At 60.9% G+C, this 15,012-nt stretch carries 13 protein-coding genes and 4 riboswitches; all 13 genes read left to right on the top strand.

From position 1 onward, the window contains the following. Nucleotides 1-56: 56 nt before the first annotated feature. Nucleotides 57-827 carry an enoyl-ACP reductase FabI gene (locus tag LPW11_RS13095; RefSeq protein ID WP_230994322.1) on the top strand — a complete coding sequence of 257 codons (771 nt, stop codon included), beginning with the start codon at nucleotides 57-59 and terminating at the stop codon, nucleotides 825-827. Between the two features lie 143 nt (nucleotides 828-970). Then, nucleotides 971-2,635: a GTPase HflX gene (hflX, locus tag LPW11_RS13090; RefSeq protein ID WP_230998290.1), complete on the top strand. Its 1,665-nt coding sequence runs from the start codon at nucleotides 971-973 to the stop codon at nucleotides 2,633-2,635. Between the two features lie 689 nt (nucleotides 2,636-3,324). Then, entirely contained in the window at nucleotides 3,325-3,867 is a 543-nt protein-coding gene (msrB, locus tag LPW11_RS13085) for a peptide-methionine (R)-S-oxide reductase MsrB (protein WP_230994321.1), read from the top strand. 43 nt (nucleotides 3,868-3,910) lie between these two features. Beyond that, entirely contained in the window at nucleotides 3,911-4,546 is a 636-nt protein-coding gene (gene msrA, locus LPW11_RS13080) for a peptide-methionine (S)-S-oxide reductase MsrA (protein WP_230994320.1), read from the top strand. Between the two features lie 551 nt (nucleotides 4,547-5,097). Continuing rightward, a riboswitch (cyclic di-GMP riboswitch) is annotated at nucleotides 5,098-5,173 on the top strand. 173 nt (nucleotides 5,174-5,346) lie between these two features. Continuing rightward, nucleotides 5,347-5,422, top strand: a riboswitch (cyclic di-GMP riboswitch). 97 nt (nucleotides 5,423-5,519) lie between these two features. Further along, nucleotides 5,520-5,595, top strand: a riboswitch (cyclic di-GMP riboswitch). Nucleotides 5,596-5,682: 87 nt separating this feature from the next. Further along, a riboswitch (cyclic di-GMP riboswitch) is annotated at nucleotides 5,683-5,758 on the top strand. Between the two features lie 154 nt (nucleotides 5,759-5,912). Continuing rightward, nucleotides 5,913-6,434 (top strand): hypothetical protein, encoded by a 522-nt coding sequence (locus tag LPW11_RS13075; protein WP_230994319.1) that lies wholly within the window; start codon nucleotides 5,913-5,915, stop codon nucleotides 6,432-6,434. Nucleotides 6,435-6,476: 42 nt separating this feature from the next. Further along, complete coding sequence (locus LPW11_RS13070) at nucleotides 6,477-7,298, top strand: polysaccharide biosynthesis/export family protein (protein ID WP_230994318.1); 822 nt, start codon at nucleotides 6,477-6,479, stop codon at nucleotides 7,296-7,298. 200 nt (nucleotides 7,299-7,498) lie between these two features. Continuing rightward, nucleotides 7,499-8,914, top strand: coding sequence for a GNVR domain-containing protein (locus LPW11_RS13065; protein ID WP_230994317.1), 1,416 nt, complete (start codon nucleotides 7,499-7,501; stop codon nucleotides 8,912-8,914). A gap of 1 nt (nucleotide 8,915) precedes the next feature. Continuing rightward, entirely contained in the window at nucleotides 8,916-9,794 is an 879-nt protein-coding gene (locus LPW11_RS13060) for a polysaccharide biosynthesis tyrosine autokinase (protein WP_230994316.1), read from the top strand. A gap of 55 nt (nucleotides 9,795-9,849) precedes the next feature. After that, nucleotides 9,850-10,698: a peptidylprolyl isomerase gene (locus LPW11_RS13055; RefSeq protein ID WP_230994315.1), complete on the top strand. Its 849-nt coding sequence runs from the start codon at nucleotides 9,850-9,852 to the stop codon at nucleotides 10,696-10,698. Between the two features lie 82 nt (nucleotides 10,699-10,780). Next, complete coding sequence (locus LPW11_RS13050; RefSeq protein ID WP_230994314.1) at nucleotides 10,781-11,785, top strand: sugar phosphate nucleotidyltransferase; 1,005 nt, start codon at nucleotides 10,781-10,783, stop codon at nucleotides 11,783-11,785. A gap of 214 nt (nucleotides 11,786-11,999) precedes the next feature. Then, nucleotides 12,000-12,890 (top strand): exosortase, encoded by an 891-nt coding sequence (gene xrt / locus LPW11_RS13045; protein WP_230994313.1) that lies wholly within the window; start codon nucleotides 12,000-12,002, stop codon nucleotides 12,888-12,890. Then, nucleotides 12,874-13,533, top strand: coding sequence for an exosortase C-terminal domain/associated protein EpsI (locus LPW11_RS13040; protein WP_230994312.1), 660 nt, complete (start codon nucleotides 12,874-12,876; stop codon nucleotides 13,531-13,533). The genes xrt and LPW11_RS13040 overlap by 17 nt, the downstream gene beginning before the upstream one ends. Before the next feature lie 222 nt (nucleotides 13,534-13,755). After that, entirely contained in the window at nucleotides 13,756-15,009 is a 1,254-nt protein-coding gene (locus tag LPW11_RS13035; protein ID WP_230994311.1) for a lipopolysaccharide biosynthesis protein, read from the top strand. Nucleotides 15,010-15,012: the final 3 nt, after the last annotated feature.

The raw sequence follows: 15,012 nt of genomic DNA, 5'->3' as shown, positions 1-15,012 counted from the left end.
AATTGAGGGACCATAGAAAAGCGGGCATCTGTTGATACCGATGAGGAGGGTATTTCATGGGTTTATTGGAAGGGAAAAAGGCACTCATTTTCGGGGTTGCCAATGACAAGAGCATAGCCTGGGCCGTGGCGGAAGCGTTCCGTCGTGAAGGGGCCGAGGTCGCTCTCGCCTACGCCAACGAGGCCGTGGCCAAGCGGGTCATGCCGTTGGCGGAGAGCATTGGGGTGACCCTCACCCTCCCGTGTGATGTAAGAAGCGACGACGACCTCAAAGCCACCTTCGCCGAGATCCAGAAGGCGTGGGGCGGACTCGATATCCTGGTGCATTCGGTGGCTTTCGCCAACAAGGAAGAGCTGAAGGGCTCGATCCTGAACACCACCCGCGAAGGGTTCAACCTCGCGCTGGAGATCAGCGCCTACTCCCTCATCGCGATGGCAAAGGAAGCAGCGCCCCTCATGCAGGGGAGAGACGGCAGCATCATCTCCATGACCTATTACGGCTCCACGAAGGTGTTCCCCAACTACAATGTCATGGGGGTCGCCAAGGCAGCTCTGGAAGCAAGCGTGCGCTACCTCGCCGAGGGGATGGGTCCCGACGGCGTGAGGGTGAACGCCATCTCCGCAGGGCCGCTGAGGACGCTCGCATCCGCCGGCGTGGGTGGCTTTACCCAGATCGCCGGGATCGTGGCGGGGAAAGCTCCGCTGCGCCGCAACATCAGCCAGGAAGAAGTGGCAGGTTCAGCTGTCTACCTTGCCAGCGACCTTTCCCGGGCCGTAACCGGAGAGGTTCATTTCGTGGACAGCGGCTATAATATTATTGGACTGTAGCGCGGGGCACAGAGCCGAGGATTCGCGACAGAATGAATAAGTAGACGGGCCGGAGGCCAGGGTCAAGGTGGCCCCGGCGCTCCGGCTTTTCTGCTTTATAGGGAGGAAACGCTATCAGACAGCCACAAGGGAACCTGACAGGACTGAAACCGAACCAGGTAAAGAGACTGGAGCGGCTCTTCCGCCGCCGCACCCTTCCGGCGGAATTGATCAATCCCGACTTCGCGCGGGAGCTCGCCGACCTCTCGCTGGAGATCAGACGGCAGATCGGGGTGCTCCTCGACCGCACCGGCGAGGTAGCCTACGTCATCGTCGGCGACGAGCGCGGTCTGCTGATACCGCAGCTGACCGACTACCCCATCGGCAAAAAGCTCCTGCGGGGGCTGCGCATGGTGCACACCCACCTGAAGGGTGAAGCGATCTCCGACGACGACCTCACAGACCTGGCGCTTCTGCGCTTCGACCTGGTCGCAGCCCTGCAGCTGACGCAGAACCCGGACCGCTTCTCCGTGCAGACCGCCTCCATCGTTCCGCCGAAGGAGCATGCACCGCCGTACGAAGTCCACCCTACGGTACCGTTCGACAGCCTGAAGCTCGACCTGCGTGCATTCATCGAAGAGCTGGAGCACAGCCTCAAACGGGAAGAGAGCCGGGAGACCGCAGCCGAAGAACGCGCGCTTCTCCTTTCGGTGACCCAGAAGCCGATGGAAGAGGCTCTCGACTCCATGGAGGAGCTGAAGGAGCTTGCCCGCACCGCCGGCGTCGGCGTACTCGATACCGTCATCCAGCGCCCGAAGGAGTTCAATCCGCGCTACCTGATGGGAGAGGGAAAGCTGCGCGAGGTGCTGATAAAGGCGATGCAGTTTGGCGCATCCCTCCTCGTCTTCGATCAGGAGCTCTCCCCTGCGCAGGTCCGTTCCATCTCGGAGATCACGGAGCTGAAGGTCATCGACCGCAGCCAGCTGATCCTGGACATCTTCGCCCGCCGCGCCCACAGCGTCGACGGCAAGGTGCAGGTTGAGCTCGCCCAGTTGAAGTATCTCTTGCCGAGGCTGAGCGGGCGGGGCGTGCAGATGTCGCGACTCATGGGGGGTATCGGCGGGCGCGGCCCCGGTGAGACGAAACTCGAGACGGACCGCCGCCGGATCAGGGACCGCATAGCTTCGCTGGAGCGGGAGCTGAGGGAGCTTTCCAACGGCCGTTACCAGCGCCGGCAGAAAAGGGTGAAAGCCGGGGTGCCGATCATCTCCATCGTGGGGTACACCAACGCCGGGAAGTCCACCCTTCTCAACACCCTTACCAGGAGCGAGGTCTTTACCGAAAATCTGCTCTTTGCGACTCTCGATACCTCGTCCAGGCGCCTGCGATTCCCGAGGGACCGCGAGGTAATCATCACCGACACCGTCGGCTTCATCAGGAGCCTCCCGAAGTCGCTCATGGGCGCTTTCAAGGCCACTCTTGAGGAGTTGAAGGACGCCGACCTCCTGATCCACCTCGTCGACTGCTCGAACCCGCGTTTCGAGGAGCAGATTCACCAGGTCGACGCGATCCTCGGCGAGCTGGAGCTCTCCAACAAGCCGCGGCTGCTGGTATTCAACAAGGTCGACCTGTTGCCGGATATGAAGAAACGCGATCCACTGGCGTTTATGAAAGTGCGGAAACTCTCGCGCACCCTGTCCGCCATCAGCGTTTCCGCCTCGGACCGCAAGAGCCTGGAGCCCCTTCTCAACGAGTTGCAGCAGCGCTTCTGGCACGACGTCCCCGACTACGCCGCGGCGCACGGCATCGAAGGGGACGAAGAGGAATAGGCATCTCCCGCCCCTGCCCCGCCTCCTGTATACACCCGCGAACAGGCTGCTTTTCCTTTCTCCGAAGAGCAGCCTGTTCCCTTTTTCATGATCGTTGTATACACCAGACAGCCACATCCCCCTGAACACCCTTCGCGAGGGCTCATCAGAGAATTCTGGGAGCGTCGGTACATTGCCACGAAGCACCGCAGAACGCCTAACGTTCCCCCCTTTGCGAAGGGGGGGCAGGGGGGATTTGATCTTCAACTCTCCTCTAGAACCGCAGCCCGTTTAACAGTAGGTCGTCGAACCGCACTGCTGCGGCAGTCTAAAGATCAACGACATACGCCCCTAGGTTTTTGCAACCAGGAATCAAAAAACTTGCTTGAGACCACAGCAGTTGCGCACTTTGCACAACGGTCCTTGCCAAGTCAAATCCCCCCTGTCCCCCCTTCGCAAAGGGGGGGACGCAAGGCCTCGTGCCGCACTTCATTGGAACATACTACGGCTTCCCCGGACTTTCCGGTAGAACCCTGGCAAAGGGGGACGTGATAGCGTCGCCTCTCTTTTTAGGCACACCAACCCCGCTTCCCCCGATCCTTTTTCACGCTGCCCTCTCATCTGTGGCTACTCGTCTCACTTCTAATGTATAATGAAAACGACATCCGGTTTCCCAGGGCAGCAGGACCAATAGACAGACGGAGTTCGTCATGAAAGCACTTGCCGGGATCGTTACCGCTTTTCTGATTGTCATAATTGTGGGCGCTGTCAGTGGCGGTGCTCTGTCGAAGAGCACTCCTGCCGCGGCGGCGCAGATCAAGGCCTTCTCCGCGGAGAAGAGGGGGTACATAATGACCGAGCAGGTAGTGAAAACGAAGGAAGAGTGGAAGAAAATACTGTCTCCCGAGCAGTTCCACGTGCTCAGGGAAAAGGGGACCGAGCGGGCCTTCAGCGGGAAACTCGTGAACAACCACGAGCACGGCGTCTATCGCTGCGCCGGATGCGGCCTCGACCTTTACCGATCTGAGGATAAGTTCGAGTCGGGTACCGGCTGGCCGAGCTTCACGCGCCCGATTGCACCGGAAAACGTGCGCACCCAGTCGGACAACTCGTTCTTCATGAAGAGGACGGGGGTCGTCTGCCCGCGTTGCGGCGGCCACCTGGGGCACGTCTTCGACGACGGCCCCAAGCCTACCGGGCAGCGCTACTGCATGAACTCGGCTGCGCTCGAATTCGTAGCCACCAAGAAATGAGGCTTCGCAGCATGGACCGGTGCTCTTTCGGAGGGAGAAATAGATGAAGATACCTATACTCATTCTGGCGGCTCTGACGTTCTTCCTGACCGGTGGCGCCTTCGCACAGGCGGCGTCCGGAAACGAGAAAGCCGCCCCTGCGGCAAAGACGGAAAAGGCCACCTTTGCCGGAGGGTGCTTCTGGTGCATGGAGCACCCCTTCGACGAGCTGCCGGGGGTTATCTCCGTGACCTCCGGCTACACCGGAGGGACGAAGAAGAATCCGACGTATGAGGAGGTATCGGCCGGTGGGACGGGGCATGCGGAATCGGTGCAGATCGTCTACGATCCGGCCAGGGTCCCCTATAAGAAGCTGCTGGAGGTGTACTGGCACAACATCGACCCCACCGTGAAAGACAGGCAGTTCTGCGATGTCGGCAACCAGTACCGCAGCGCCATCTTTTATCACACGGAGGAGCAGCGCCGCCTTGCCCTCCAGTCGAAGGAAGAGTTGCAAAAAAGCCGAGTGCTGAAGGGGGAGATACATACTGAGATCGTGGCGGCTACGGCTTTCTATCCGGCGGAGGAGTACCACCAGCACTACTACAAGAAGAACCCGATCCGTTACAAGTATTACCGCACCTCGTGCGGGCGTGACGCCAGGTTGAAGGAGCTGTGGGGCGCGTCGGCGGGGCATTAGCCCGTGGCGGCTGCGCCGCGATCGCAGGCAAGCGGCCTGCGCTCCCGCGCGGCTCATCCGAGAATCCGGGGAAGCTGTAGTATGTTCCAATAAAGGGCCGCACGAGGCCTCGCGTCCCCCCCTTCGCAAAGGGGGGAACGTTCGGCCTTCTGCAGTTCGTGGCAATGGCCCCACGCTCCCACGGAATTCCCGGATGAACCAGCAGCACGGCGGGACCCTTCTGCGGCTGAAGGAGGGGTTTCATCTCCGAGGCGTATGGTTGAATCAGCACACGTATTGGTTGAGCCAACCTCATTATACTTATTCCCTATTCCAGCTCTGGAGTAAATCATTCTCACACTGTTTACATTTCCAGCCGCAACCTTACTTCTATACGCACATCTGGACAATCCACTATTTCCTTGCAAAACATCGCCGCCTCGACTAATCTTCGACCTGCCTCAACCCGCAACCTCCTGAGCGAAAAATAATCTAAAGTTTCCGTAAACGCTGCCGAAGAGTTTTTCAAAAGATGCAGCCGCCTGAGAAGCCATCGCTTCGAGGGGGCCGATAGCCGACAATACTAAACCATCCGCGAGGATGGGACGGAAAGCCCAAGGGTCTCACCGAGACAGCCGGGATGCCGAAATATCGAGAAAACGATACACGGCACCGGCTTTTTTTGTGTCAAAAAGGTGACAATCATCACCACCTGTTGGGGAGGAAACTGGTACTCTCCCAGCAACTCGTGACGACACCGACAGCGACACAACTTGCCTGCCAGCTTACGCTTTGCCCGGCAGGCAGGAAACACAATCGATAACCGACAATACTAAACCATTCGCGAGGATGGGGCGGAAAGCCCAAGGGTCTCACCGAGACAGCCGGGATGCCGAAAGATCGAGAAAAACGATACCGGTCCCGGCTTTTTTTGCGCCCGCCGCCCTCCACCCCTGAGAGGGGGGACGGCTGGCACCACAATCGAATAAACGATAACCGACAATACTAAACCATCCGCGAGGATGGGGCGGAAAGCCTAAGGGTCTCACCGAGACAGCCGGGATGCCGAAAGATCGCCAAAACGATACCCGGCCCCGGCTTTTGTTTTACCCGACACCGGATTCAACAAAGTACAGAAAGTAACAACCGCATACGATAGACGACAATACTAAACCATCCGCGAGGATGGGACGGAAAGCCTAAGGGTCTCTCTGAGACAGCCGGGATGCCGAAATATCGAAGACGATATCCCGGCCCCGGCTTTTTCTTTGCCTGAACCGGGAAAAACCGGGATATCGAACGCGAAAAAAGGAGGTGAAATTTTTTTCGGTATCACAGGCACGAGTTAGCTGTTCGCATCAACTTCTACACACAGTTGGGGGAAACAATGAAAGCGAAACTTTTCTCAGGGATTCTCGCAGTACTTCTTTTGGTAACCGCAGTAAACGCACACGCACTCAAGTATGACAGTGGCAACACCACCACCTTGAGCGCGGGCCAGAGCTACACCTTCAACTTCCCGTCTGCAAAAGGGAACTTCAACTCGGCGAAATTCAGCTTCGACGTCGATCAGCTCTCCGGAGCGAGCACCAAGATCGGCTCCTCCACGCTGACCTCGCCGGCAAGCGGTCAGCTCTTCGCCTCCAACGGGTCGGGCCTCACCTACCTCTTCACCACCGACTTCCACCTTGGCAAAAACGTGTTCAAACTCAACAAGTTCCTGCCCGAGCTCAACGGCAACACGGCGGGACTTACCCTGGGCCTCCTGATGGACAGGGGCTCCATCACCTTCGACAGCGCACGCCTGCGCGGCACGGTTGCTCCCGAGCCGATCTCCATGGCGCTCATGGCTGCCGGGATGGTGGGTCTCCCCTTCGCACGCCGTCTGAAGAAGACGATCCGGGCGTAAGGAAGCCCCAGGCAGTACTATTCCTGCAATAGCGAGGTAGAGATGTTTCAAGCGCTTAAAAATATACATGCTGTCCTTACTGCTGCCGGCCTTGTGTTGTGTCTTGCCCTTTCCTCCCTCCCGGCCCACGCCGGGGACTACCTGATCGGAAGCCAGGACGTGCTGAAGATCACGGTGTTCGAGCACCCCGACCTCAGCATTGAGGCGCGGGTAAGCGAGGAAGGAAAGATCACCTTCCCCCTCGTGGGGGAGGTGATGATCAAGAACCTCACCACTCGGCAGGTGGAACAGAGCATCGCCAGCAAGCTCTCCACCGGCAAGATCATCAAGAAACCTCAGGTAAGCGTATTCGTGTCGCAGTACAAGGGGAGAAAAGTAACCATCATCGGCGAAGTGGTAAAACCGGGACAGTACGAAATCCCGGGCCCCACCTCGCTCCTGGACACGATCTCCCTCGCCCTCGGGCTGAATCAGAATGCTGGCTATGAGCTCACCGTCTTCAGGAAGGAACAGGCCGCGAACGGCAAGGAAGTCACCAGAAAGATAGCGGTCGATATCGACCGGCTCCTGAACGGCGGCGACCTGAAGCAGGACGTGGAGCTGAAAAACGGTGACGTCATCTATGTGCCGAAGGCGGTCTTCTACGTCTACGGAGAGGTGAACAGGCCCGGTGCGTACCGCATGGAAAGGGGGATCACAGTCAAACGTGCCATCGCCCTCGCCGGCGGGCTCACCCCGAAGGGATCGCTGAAGAGGATGGAGATCACCCGCAAGCAGGGAGAGAAGGACAAGACTGCGGGTGCCGGTATCGACGATCAGGTTGCCATCGACGACGTCGTACGGATCAAGGAAAGTATATTTTAACCGCTTAAAACACCATGCGCCGCCAGCAGTTCCGGCTGCTGGCGGCTCCTTTTTACCCGGAAACTACATAGCGGCGAAGGACTCTCTTCGTCGCGGATCGCCCCCAGCAAACGTACCCGCCCTCACCGTGACCTCCTGCTGATCCAATCGCTGCACTCTCCGGTCTACCGATCTAACGCTAACGCCCAAAAGGAATAGGCATGAAACTGCAGGACTATTGGAAAGTCATCAAGGACCGTAAAAAGGTCGTTTTGATGGTGTTTTTCACCACCGTCATCACCACCCTCATAAGCTCCCTGCTGTGGCCCGCGAAGTACCAGGGGACGGCGACCATCATGCTGGACTACGACAGCTCCAGCCCGCTGAACATCAGCATGGCGGCCGCGCCGCAGGCGCTCAACTCCGTGGAGTACATAAACACCCAGGTCGAGCTCCTCGAGAGCCGGCGCATCTCCGTCGCGGTGGTGAACATGCTGAACCTCGACAAGGTGCCCGACGTCATCGAGGACTTCAACGACATGAAGAACGGCTCCTCCTGGAAGATCTGGAAGAAGCCGACCACCACCGACATCAAGACGTGGCTGGCGGACGAATATCTCTCCAGAAACCTAAAGATCGCCCCGGGGCGCGACAGCCGCTTCCTGAACATCAATTTCTACGCGCCGGATCCGGTCTTTGCCGCAGCCGTCGCCAACGCCTACGCAAAGGCGTACACCGACTACAACCTGGAGCTGAAGGTCACCCCATTCAAGGACGCCGGGAAGTGGTTCGCCGAGAAGCTGAAAGACGCGAAAGGGTACTCCGACCGCTCCACCGAGAAGCTCAGGGAGTACCAGCAGAAGAAGGGGATCATCGCGCAGCAGGGACCGCAGGGGGGTGTCTTTGACGACGCGGTGCAGCGGCTGGACCAGATCAACCGCGAACTCGCCACGGCGAAGACGAAGCTGTACGAGACGCAGGTTGCAGTGAAAAGGGTCGAGCAGTGCGGCGGCAGGTACGACACCCTCCCCGAGGTGCAGGCAAGCGGCCTCATTCAGGGGATGAAGGCGGAAAAGCTGAAGCTCGACACTGAGCTCACCGAGCTCTCCGCGAAGGTCGGCCCGGGATACCCGCAGTATGCACGCCTCCAGTCGATGGTCAACAACCTGAGCGGCAAGATCAGCGCCGAGATGCGCACCATCGTCTCCACCATCCGGCAGGACCACTCGGCAGCTCAGCAGCGTGTGGCGGCACTCGAAGGTGCCGTGAACGGGCTGAAGAAGGAATCGAGCGCGGCGAGCGTCTCGCGCTATGAAATGGACTCCCTTACCCGCGAGTCCGAGACCTACAAGCAGGTCTACGAGGCGGTGCTCAAGAAGTACAACGAGACCGCGCTCCAGGGTGACATCAACAAGACCAACGTCTTCCTGGTCGACGCGGCGGTCCCCCCCATGGAGAAGCACAGCCCGAGGATCCTTTTGAACCTCATCCTGGCGAGCTTCGTGGGGCTCTTCCTCGGGGCGGGTCTGGCGATCTACGCCGACCACCAGGACGACACCGTGAAGAGCGCCGAGACGCTGGAGCGCGCCTTCGGGATAGCGGTTCTCGGAACCATCACCAGCGCGGGGGAGATCTAGCATGCACGTGATGAAAGTCGTTGAAAGGAAATCGGAAATTCGCGGCGCGGACATCGGGAACATCCTCATCGATGCCGGCCGCCTGACGGTCGCCGACCTGAACCGCATCGTGGCGCTGCAGGGGAAGGAGGAGATCCTCTTTGGCGAAGCGGCGGTGGCGCTCGGGATCCTTTCCGAGGAGGACGTGCGCTGGGCTCTCAGCTGCCAGTACTCCTACCCCTCGGTGGACACGGAAGACAGGGCGCTTGCCAGGGAGCTCATCGCGGCACACGATCCGGCGGACCCGCGGGTGGAGGCGCTGCGCTGCGTGCGCAGCGGGCTCATGTTCACCGGCGCGGGGAAGAGGATCAAGACGATCGCGATCGTGAGCGCCGACGCGGAAGAGGGAAAGACCTTCGTGGCGGCGAACCTCGCGGTGGTCTTCGCGCAGCTCGGGCTGCGCACCCTCCTCATGGATCTCAACTTCCGCACCCCGCGGGTGCACTCCCTTTTCCAGATGAAGAACAACACCGGCGCCAGCAGCCTCATCATCAAGCGGGCGCTCTTCGAGAAGGCGGTGCACAAGACGACCATAAACGCCCTGGCCGTCCTCCCCTCCGGTCCGAAGCCGCCGAACCCGTCGGAACTTTTGAGCTGGCAGGACTCACGCGAGCTCATGGCGACGGTGAAGGAGAACTTCGACGTGGCGATCATCGACACCCCGGCCTTCGTGAAGACCGCGGATGCGATGATGATCGCCTCCCTCTGCGACGGGACCCTCATCACCGCGCTGAAGGGGAAGACGAAGCTCGCCGCCATGGCGCAGATGAAGAAACAGCTGGAGGCTTCCAGCGTCCGTATCCTCGGCTCGGTGATGAACGAGATGGGGAAGAAGAAATAGGCGCCTCCCGGCGCGAGCCGGAGCAGCCACTACAGAGGAGGCTTTGAGTCCCAGCATGAAAAAGATCAACTTACTGATAGCCATCGTGGCCCTTTCCAGCGCGACCTTCCCCCTTGCCGGGTGCAAGAGCGCCGACATCTCCAAATCGAGCCAGGTGCTTGCGCGCGTGGGCGACAAGGAGATCACCAGCGTCTATTTCGAGCGCCAGCTCTCCGAGCTCCCGGAGTCGGTCCGTGAACTCTCCTCCCACGGCGAGGGGAAGAAGGCGGTCCTGGAGGGGCTGGTAAACCGCGAGCTTCTGTACGAGAAGGCGGTCAAGAAGCACCTGGACAACGACACCGACGTCCTCAGGAAGCTGGAGGACCTGAAGAAAGAGCTCATCATCAAGACCCTCCTGCAAAACGAGCTGTCAGGGAAGGTGGCGGTCGATGACCGCGAGGTGGAGAACTTCTACAACAGCCATCCGGACGAGTTCCAGCGCCGCGAGGAAGTGCGCATCAGCCAGATCGTGGTCCCCGACCAGGCGAAGGCGAACGAGATGATGGAGAAGCTGAGCATCAAGCGCGAGTTCGGGGAGCTGGCCGCCGCCAACTCCATCGACCAGCCGACCGCGGAGCGAAACGGCGACGTCGGGTGGTTCACCAGGGGGAAGCTCCCCGCAGAGCTGCGCGACACCATCTTCAAGCTCGGCACAGGCGAGGTGAGCCAGCCGATCAAGATGGGGAACGCCTACGAGATCTACAAGGTCACCGACCGTCGCAGCACCTCCTACGAGTTTGCCAAGGTAAAGGACGTGATCAGGGCGCAGCTTGTCGAGGAGAAGACCCAGAAAGAGCTGCAAAAGCTCGTCGAGGGGCTGAAGAAAGAGACGACCGTGCAGCTGAACGAGCAGATGTTGCGGTAACCACAGCTACCCCCCCTCCCCTCCCGGGAGGGGGGTACAAAGATCGAAGCAGTGCATCAATCGTGAAGTGAGGAAAGAGAAAATGAAGGTAATACTGCCGGTTGCCGGAAAAGGCACCAGACTCCGCCCCCATACCCACACCAAGGCCAAATCGCTGGTCCAGGTGGCCGGGAAAACGGTGTTGGAACATATCGTAAGCCGCCTCCTCCCCCTGGGGGTGGACGAGTTCATATTCATCACCGACGAAAACGGCGGGCAGATCACGGAGTTCATGGACAGGAAGTTTCCTGACCTGCACTGCCGGTACATAGTCCAGAAGGACCGCAAGGGGCCGGCCCACGCGGTCTCCCTGGCAAAGCCCCGCATCAAGGCAGGTGACGACCTCCTGATCGTCTTCAACGACACGATCTTCGTGGCGGACCTGACCCAGATCCCCCGCCTCTGTTCCGAGTGCGACGGGCTCATCTACTCGAAGGAAGTGGAAGACTACCAGCGTTTCGGCGTGAACGTCCTCGACGAGCACCAAAACATCGTGGACATGGTGGAGAAGCCGGACACCCCGGTGTCGAAGCTCGCGCAGGTCGGCCTGTACTACGTGAAGGACGCGGTGGGCTTCATGCGCACCATCGAGGAGACGATCGAGGCGGGCGAGATGGTGAAAGGTGAGTACTACCTCCCGAACGTCTTCATGCGCATGATCCGCCAGGGCGCACGGCTGCGGGCTCCGCAGATCGACGCCTGGCTCGACTGTGGCAAGCCTGAGACCCTCCTCGAGACGAACCGCTATCTCCTGACGGACGGGGAACAGGGGGACGGCGAGACGCTGAACTCCGTCATCATCCCGCCGGTGCACATCGAGAAGGGCGCCATCGTGCGCCACAGCATCGTGGGGCCGAACGTCTCCATCGCCGCCGGGAGCATCGTGGAGCAGAGCATCGTCATGGACTCCATCATCAACGGTGACAGCGAAGTGCGCAACATGCTCCTGAACGGCTCCATCCTCGGCGACTCGGTGCACCTCTTCGGCGCGCTGCGCCGCATGAACATCGGCGATCACTCCCTCATCGAGATGCCCGGTCTGACGTAGCAACCGGACGGTGGGAACGGCTCCGCGTCCCGCCCTATGCATAGGTTCATCCGGGAATTCCGGGGGAGCGTGGGTACATTGCCACGAAGCACTGCAGAAGGCCTAACGTTCCCCCCTTTGCGAAGGGGGGACAGGGGGGATTTGCTCTTTGTTGGCGTTCCCGGCAGTCCACCACAGAGGCAGCGCGCACCGGCGAATGCCGGCAGGAGTACGAATGCAGCTCAAACAATCCGAAGCAGTACAGAAAGGGCTCGCCACCATCGGGCAGCTGCGGGAAATCCCCCTTCTTACCGGGGTGACGTACGCGGCGATCATCGCCCTTTTTATCCCCACCTTCTACAAGCTCTTCTCCTTCGGGTGGGACAACGCCGACTACAGCCACGGCCCCCTCATTCTCGGCGCGTTCTTCTGGCTCCTGTGGCAAAGGCGCGATGCCCTGAAGTTCAGGGGGAGCGATGAGATGAACATCTTTTCCTTCTTCACCCTCCTGGTCGGGCTCGCCTGCTACGCCGTCGGTTCCATGCACGGCTCCATGGCGATAGAAGCGTTTTCCATCGTCCCGGTCCTTCTGGGCGCGACAGGTTTTCTCTTCGGAAAGGAAGGGCGCAAGGCGCTCCTCTTCCCGGTCATCTTCCTCCTCTTCCTGGTCCCGCCCCCCCTCGCCTTCACCGACATGCTGACCGCCCCGCTGAAGATGCTGGTGGCGAACGCGTCGGCGACGCTCCTGAAGGTGGCGGGGTACATGGTGACCAAAAACGGCGCGGTGATCATCGTCAACGACTACTCCATCGTGGTGGGGGACCCGTGCAGCGGGCTCCGTTCCCTCGTGGCCCTCATGGCGGTGGGCGCACTCTACGCGCAGATGCAGGCGGGAAGCGCGCTGAAAAAGGGGGCACTCTTCCTCTCGGTGATCCCGATCTCCATCGTCGCCAACATCGTGAGGCTGATTCTTCTGTGCCTCATCAGCGTCTACCTCGGAGAGGCGGCGGCAGAAGGGTTCCTGCACGGCTTCTCGGGATTTCTCCTCTTTGCGGTCTCCGTTGTCTGCCTCGTGCTGACCGACGCCGCCATGGAGTGGAGGCCGGCACATGACCGTAAAAAGTAAGGCAAAACACCTGGTTCTGATCGCCCTTCTCCTGGTGGCGGGGCTCGCGGCCGCGGCGCCGAAGGAAGAGCGCCACGCGGAGAAGCGGGGGCCGACCCTGACGGCGTTTCCGGCGCAGGTCGGGGAGTGGAAGATGGTCACCGAGGACACCTCGGCAAACTCGAAGGAGGCGAAGTTCCTGAACGAGGTCCTCTTCAGGACGTACCAGCGTAGCGACGGAAAAAAGGTGCTGCTGGTGGTGGCCTACGGCGCGGACCAGCGCAAGAAGTTCAACCTGCACATGCCGGAGACCTGCTACAAGGCGTCCGGTTACCAGGTCATGTCGCAGTCGAAGACGACGATGCACTCCCCGGAGCTGAAGCTGAAGCAGCTGGTGGTGAGCGCAGACCCGGTCGACACCCAGCCGGTCCAGTACTGGATCATGCTGGACGGGAAGCAGGTGGGGAGCGAGCTGGAAAAGAGGGCAAAGCACCTCTACTACAGCGTTATCGGTGCCCAGGCGGACGGGGTGCTGGTGAGGGTTTCCTCCTTCGCCACCGCTAAGACGCCGGACCCGGACTACCAGGTGCAGCAGGAGTTCATAGGCTCCCTGTACCGCTCTCTCGACCCGCAGCTCAAAAAGCTCCTCTTCGGAGCGGCGTAGGCAGCCGGGACAGGAGGGGGACAGGCACCTTTTAACAAAGGAGCCAGTCCCCGACGTCCCCCCTCCCTTGACGGGAGGGGGACAGGGGGTGGGTGAAACTGCCATATGCGCGACTGCTGGCACCTTCCCCCCCACCCCTGCCCCTCCCCCGCAGGTGGGGAGGGGACGTTCGCCGCCTCTGGCGGCAATTTCCAGAATCCAGAAAAGATTCACGGAGAACACATGCGTAAATGGTCCCTGATCGAACAGGGCTTTCTCTCCATAGCAAATTTCGGAATGGCGGTCTTCCTGGCAAGGGAACTGTCGAAGGGTGAGTGGGGCTCCTTCAGCCTCGGCTTCGCCCTCATGCTCTTCGCCCAGGGGTTCCAACGGGCACTCGTCTCCATTCCGGTCGCCACCATGGCCCACAGCGCCGAGATCCTCTCGGCGAGCCTCCCCTTCTGGCGCCGTACCCAGACGAAGATCACAGCGGCGGCAACAGCAGGGCTCGGCCTGGCAGCCCTGGCATGGCGCCCCTTCGGGACCGACAGCGGGATGCCTCTGGCGCTCCTCATCGCCGCGATCCTCGTCCCCGGCTTCTTCTCGCTGGAGTTCTGGCGTCGCGTCCTGATCCAGACCCGCGAGATCAAGGCGGCCGCCATGGTCTCCTCCTTTCTCCTTTTCTCCGTGGCGCTTCTGATCGGAACCGTCGCGCTGCGCCACGGCGGCGCCCTCTTCGCCGCGTGCGGCATGTCGGCGTGCACGCTCGCGGCAGGGGCGCTCCTGCGCCGACGCGCCATGAAGGTCCTTCCGGCCACCGCTGAGACGATCAGCTTCGCTGGCGAGCTGTACCGCTTCGGCCGCTGGGCCACCCTCAGCCACGTCGCCTTTTCCGGGTACAACACCGCGATCCAGATGGTGCTGACCATGGTCTGCGGCTCCGCCGCCATGGGGAGCTTCGCGGCGGTGCGAAACCTCACCCAGCCGATTAACACCCTCATCGGCGCGGTGGACAACCTGGACAAGCCGCGCGCGGCCCGCGCCTTTGCCGGCGGCAGCTTCCCCGACCTCTTCTCGTCGCTGTGGCGCACCATGGCCACCCTCACTATGCTCGGCGGCGGCTACCTCATCCTCTGCGCAGCGGGGGGCGGCCACCTGGTGAATGCCCTGTACCACGGCCGCTACGGCTACGCCTGGAACGAGATCTGGCTCTGGTGCCTCATCGCCTCCGCCATGATGGCGGCTCAGCCGATGGAATCGGGGCTCTACGTGGCGCAGCGCACTGACGCCCTCTTCGTGAACCGTGTCATCTCCGCGGTCATCGGCCTCGGGACCGCCGTCATCACCATCCCCCGCTTCGGCGTCGTCGGCGCCCTCATGGGGCTTGCCACCGGCTGGATCGCCACCGCGTTCCTGGCATTCCTGCAACTGCAGCTCTTCGCCCGCAAGGCCGGGGCGACGCAGCCCGCAACCGCGCTGGAGGCGGTCCAGGGATGAGAG

The organism is Geomonas sp. RF6, from assembly GCF_021044625.1.
In the GTDB taxonomy this organism is placed as follows: Bacteria; Desulfobacterota; Desulfuromonadia; order Geobacterales; family Geobacteraceae; genus RF6.
This window is presented reverse-complemented; position numbering and strand designations above follow the sequence as displayed.

What these genes read in the sequence shown, in the direction of transcription:
- LPW11_RS13095 (WP_230994322.1), top strand. Translation starts at nt 57, where the DNA reads ATGGGTTTATTGGAAGGGAAAAAGGCACTCATTTTCGGGGTTGCCAAT.
- msrB (WP_230994321.1), top strand. Translation starts at nt 3,325, where the DNA reads ATGAAAGCACTTGCCGGGATCGTTACCGCTTTTCTGATTGTCATAATT.
- msrA (WP_230994320.1), top strand. Translation starts at nt 3,911, where the DNA reads ATGAAGATACCTATACTCATTCTGGCGGCTCTGACGTTCTTCCTGACC.
- LPW11_RS13075 (WP_230994319.1), top strand. Translation starts at nt 5,913, where the DNA reads ATGAAAGCGAAACTTTTCTCAGGGATTCTCGCAGTACTTCTTTTGGTA.
- LPW11_RS13070 (WP_230994318.1), top strand. Translation starts at nt 6,477, where the DNA reads ATGTTTCAAGCGCTTAAAAATATACATGCTGTCCTTACTGCTGCCGGC.
- LPW11_RS13065 (WP_230994317.1), top strand. Translation starts at nt 7,499, where the DNA reads ATGAAACTGCAGGACTATTGGAAAGTCATCAAGGACCGTAAAAAGGTC.
- LPW11_RS13060 (WP_230994316.1), top strand. Translation starts at nt 8,916, where the DNA reads ATGCACGTGATGAAAGTCGTTGAAAGGAAATCGGAAATTCGCGGCGCG.
- LPW11_RS13055 (WP_230994315.1), top strand. Translation starts at nt 9,850, where the DNA reads ATGAAAAAGATCAACTTACTGATAGCCATCGTGGCCCTTTCCAGCGCG.
- LPW11_RS13050 (WP_230994314.1), top strand. Translation starts at nt 10,781, where the DNA reads ATGAAGGTAATACTGCCGGTTGCCGGAAAAGGCACCAGACTCCGCCCC.
- xrt (WP_230994313.1), top strand. Translation starts at nt 12,000, where the DNA reads ATGCAGCTCAAACAATCCGAAGCAGTACAGAAAGGGCTCGCCACCATC.
- LPW11_RS13040 (WP_230994312.1), top strand. Translation starts at nt 12,874, where the DNA reads ATGACCGTAAAAAGTAAGGCAAAACACCTGGTTCTGATCGCCCTTCTC.
- LPW11_RS13035 (WP_230994311.1), top strand. Translation starts at nt 13,756, where the DNA reads ATGCGTAAATGGTCCCTGATCGAACAGGGCTTTCTCTCCATAGCAAAT.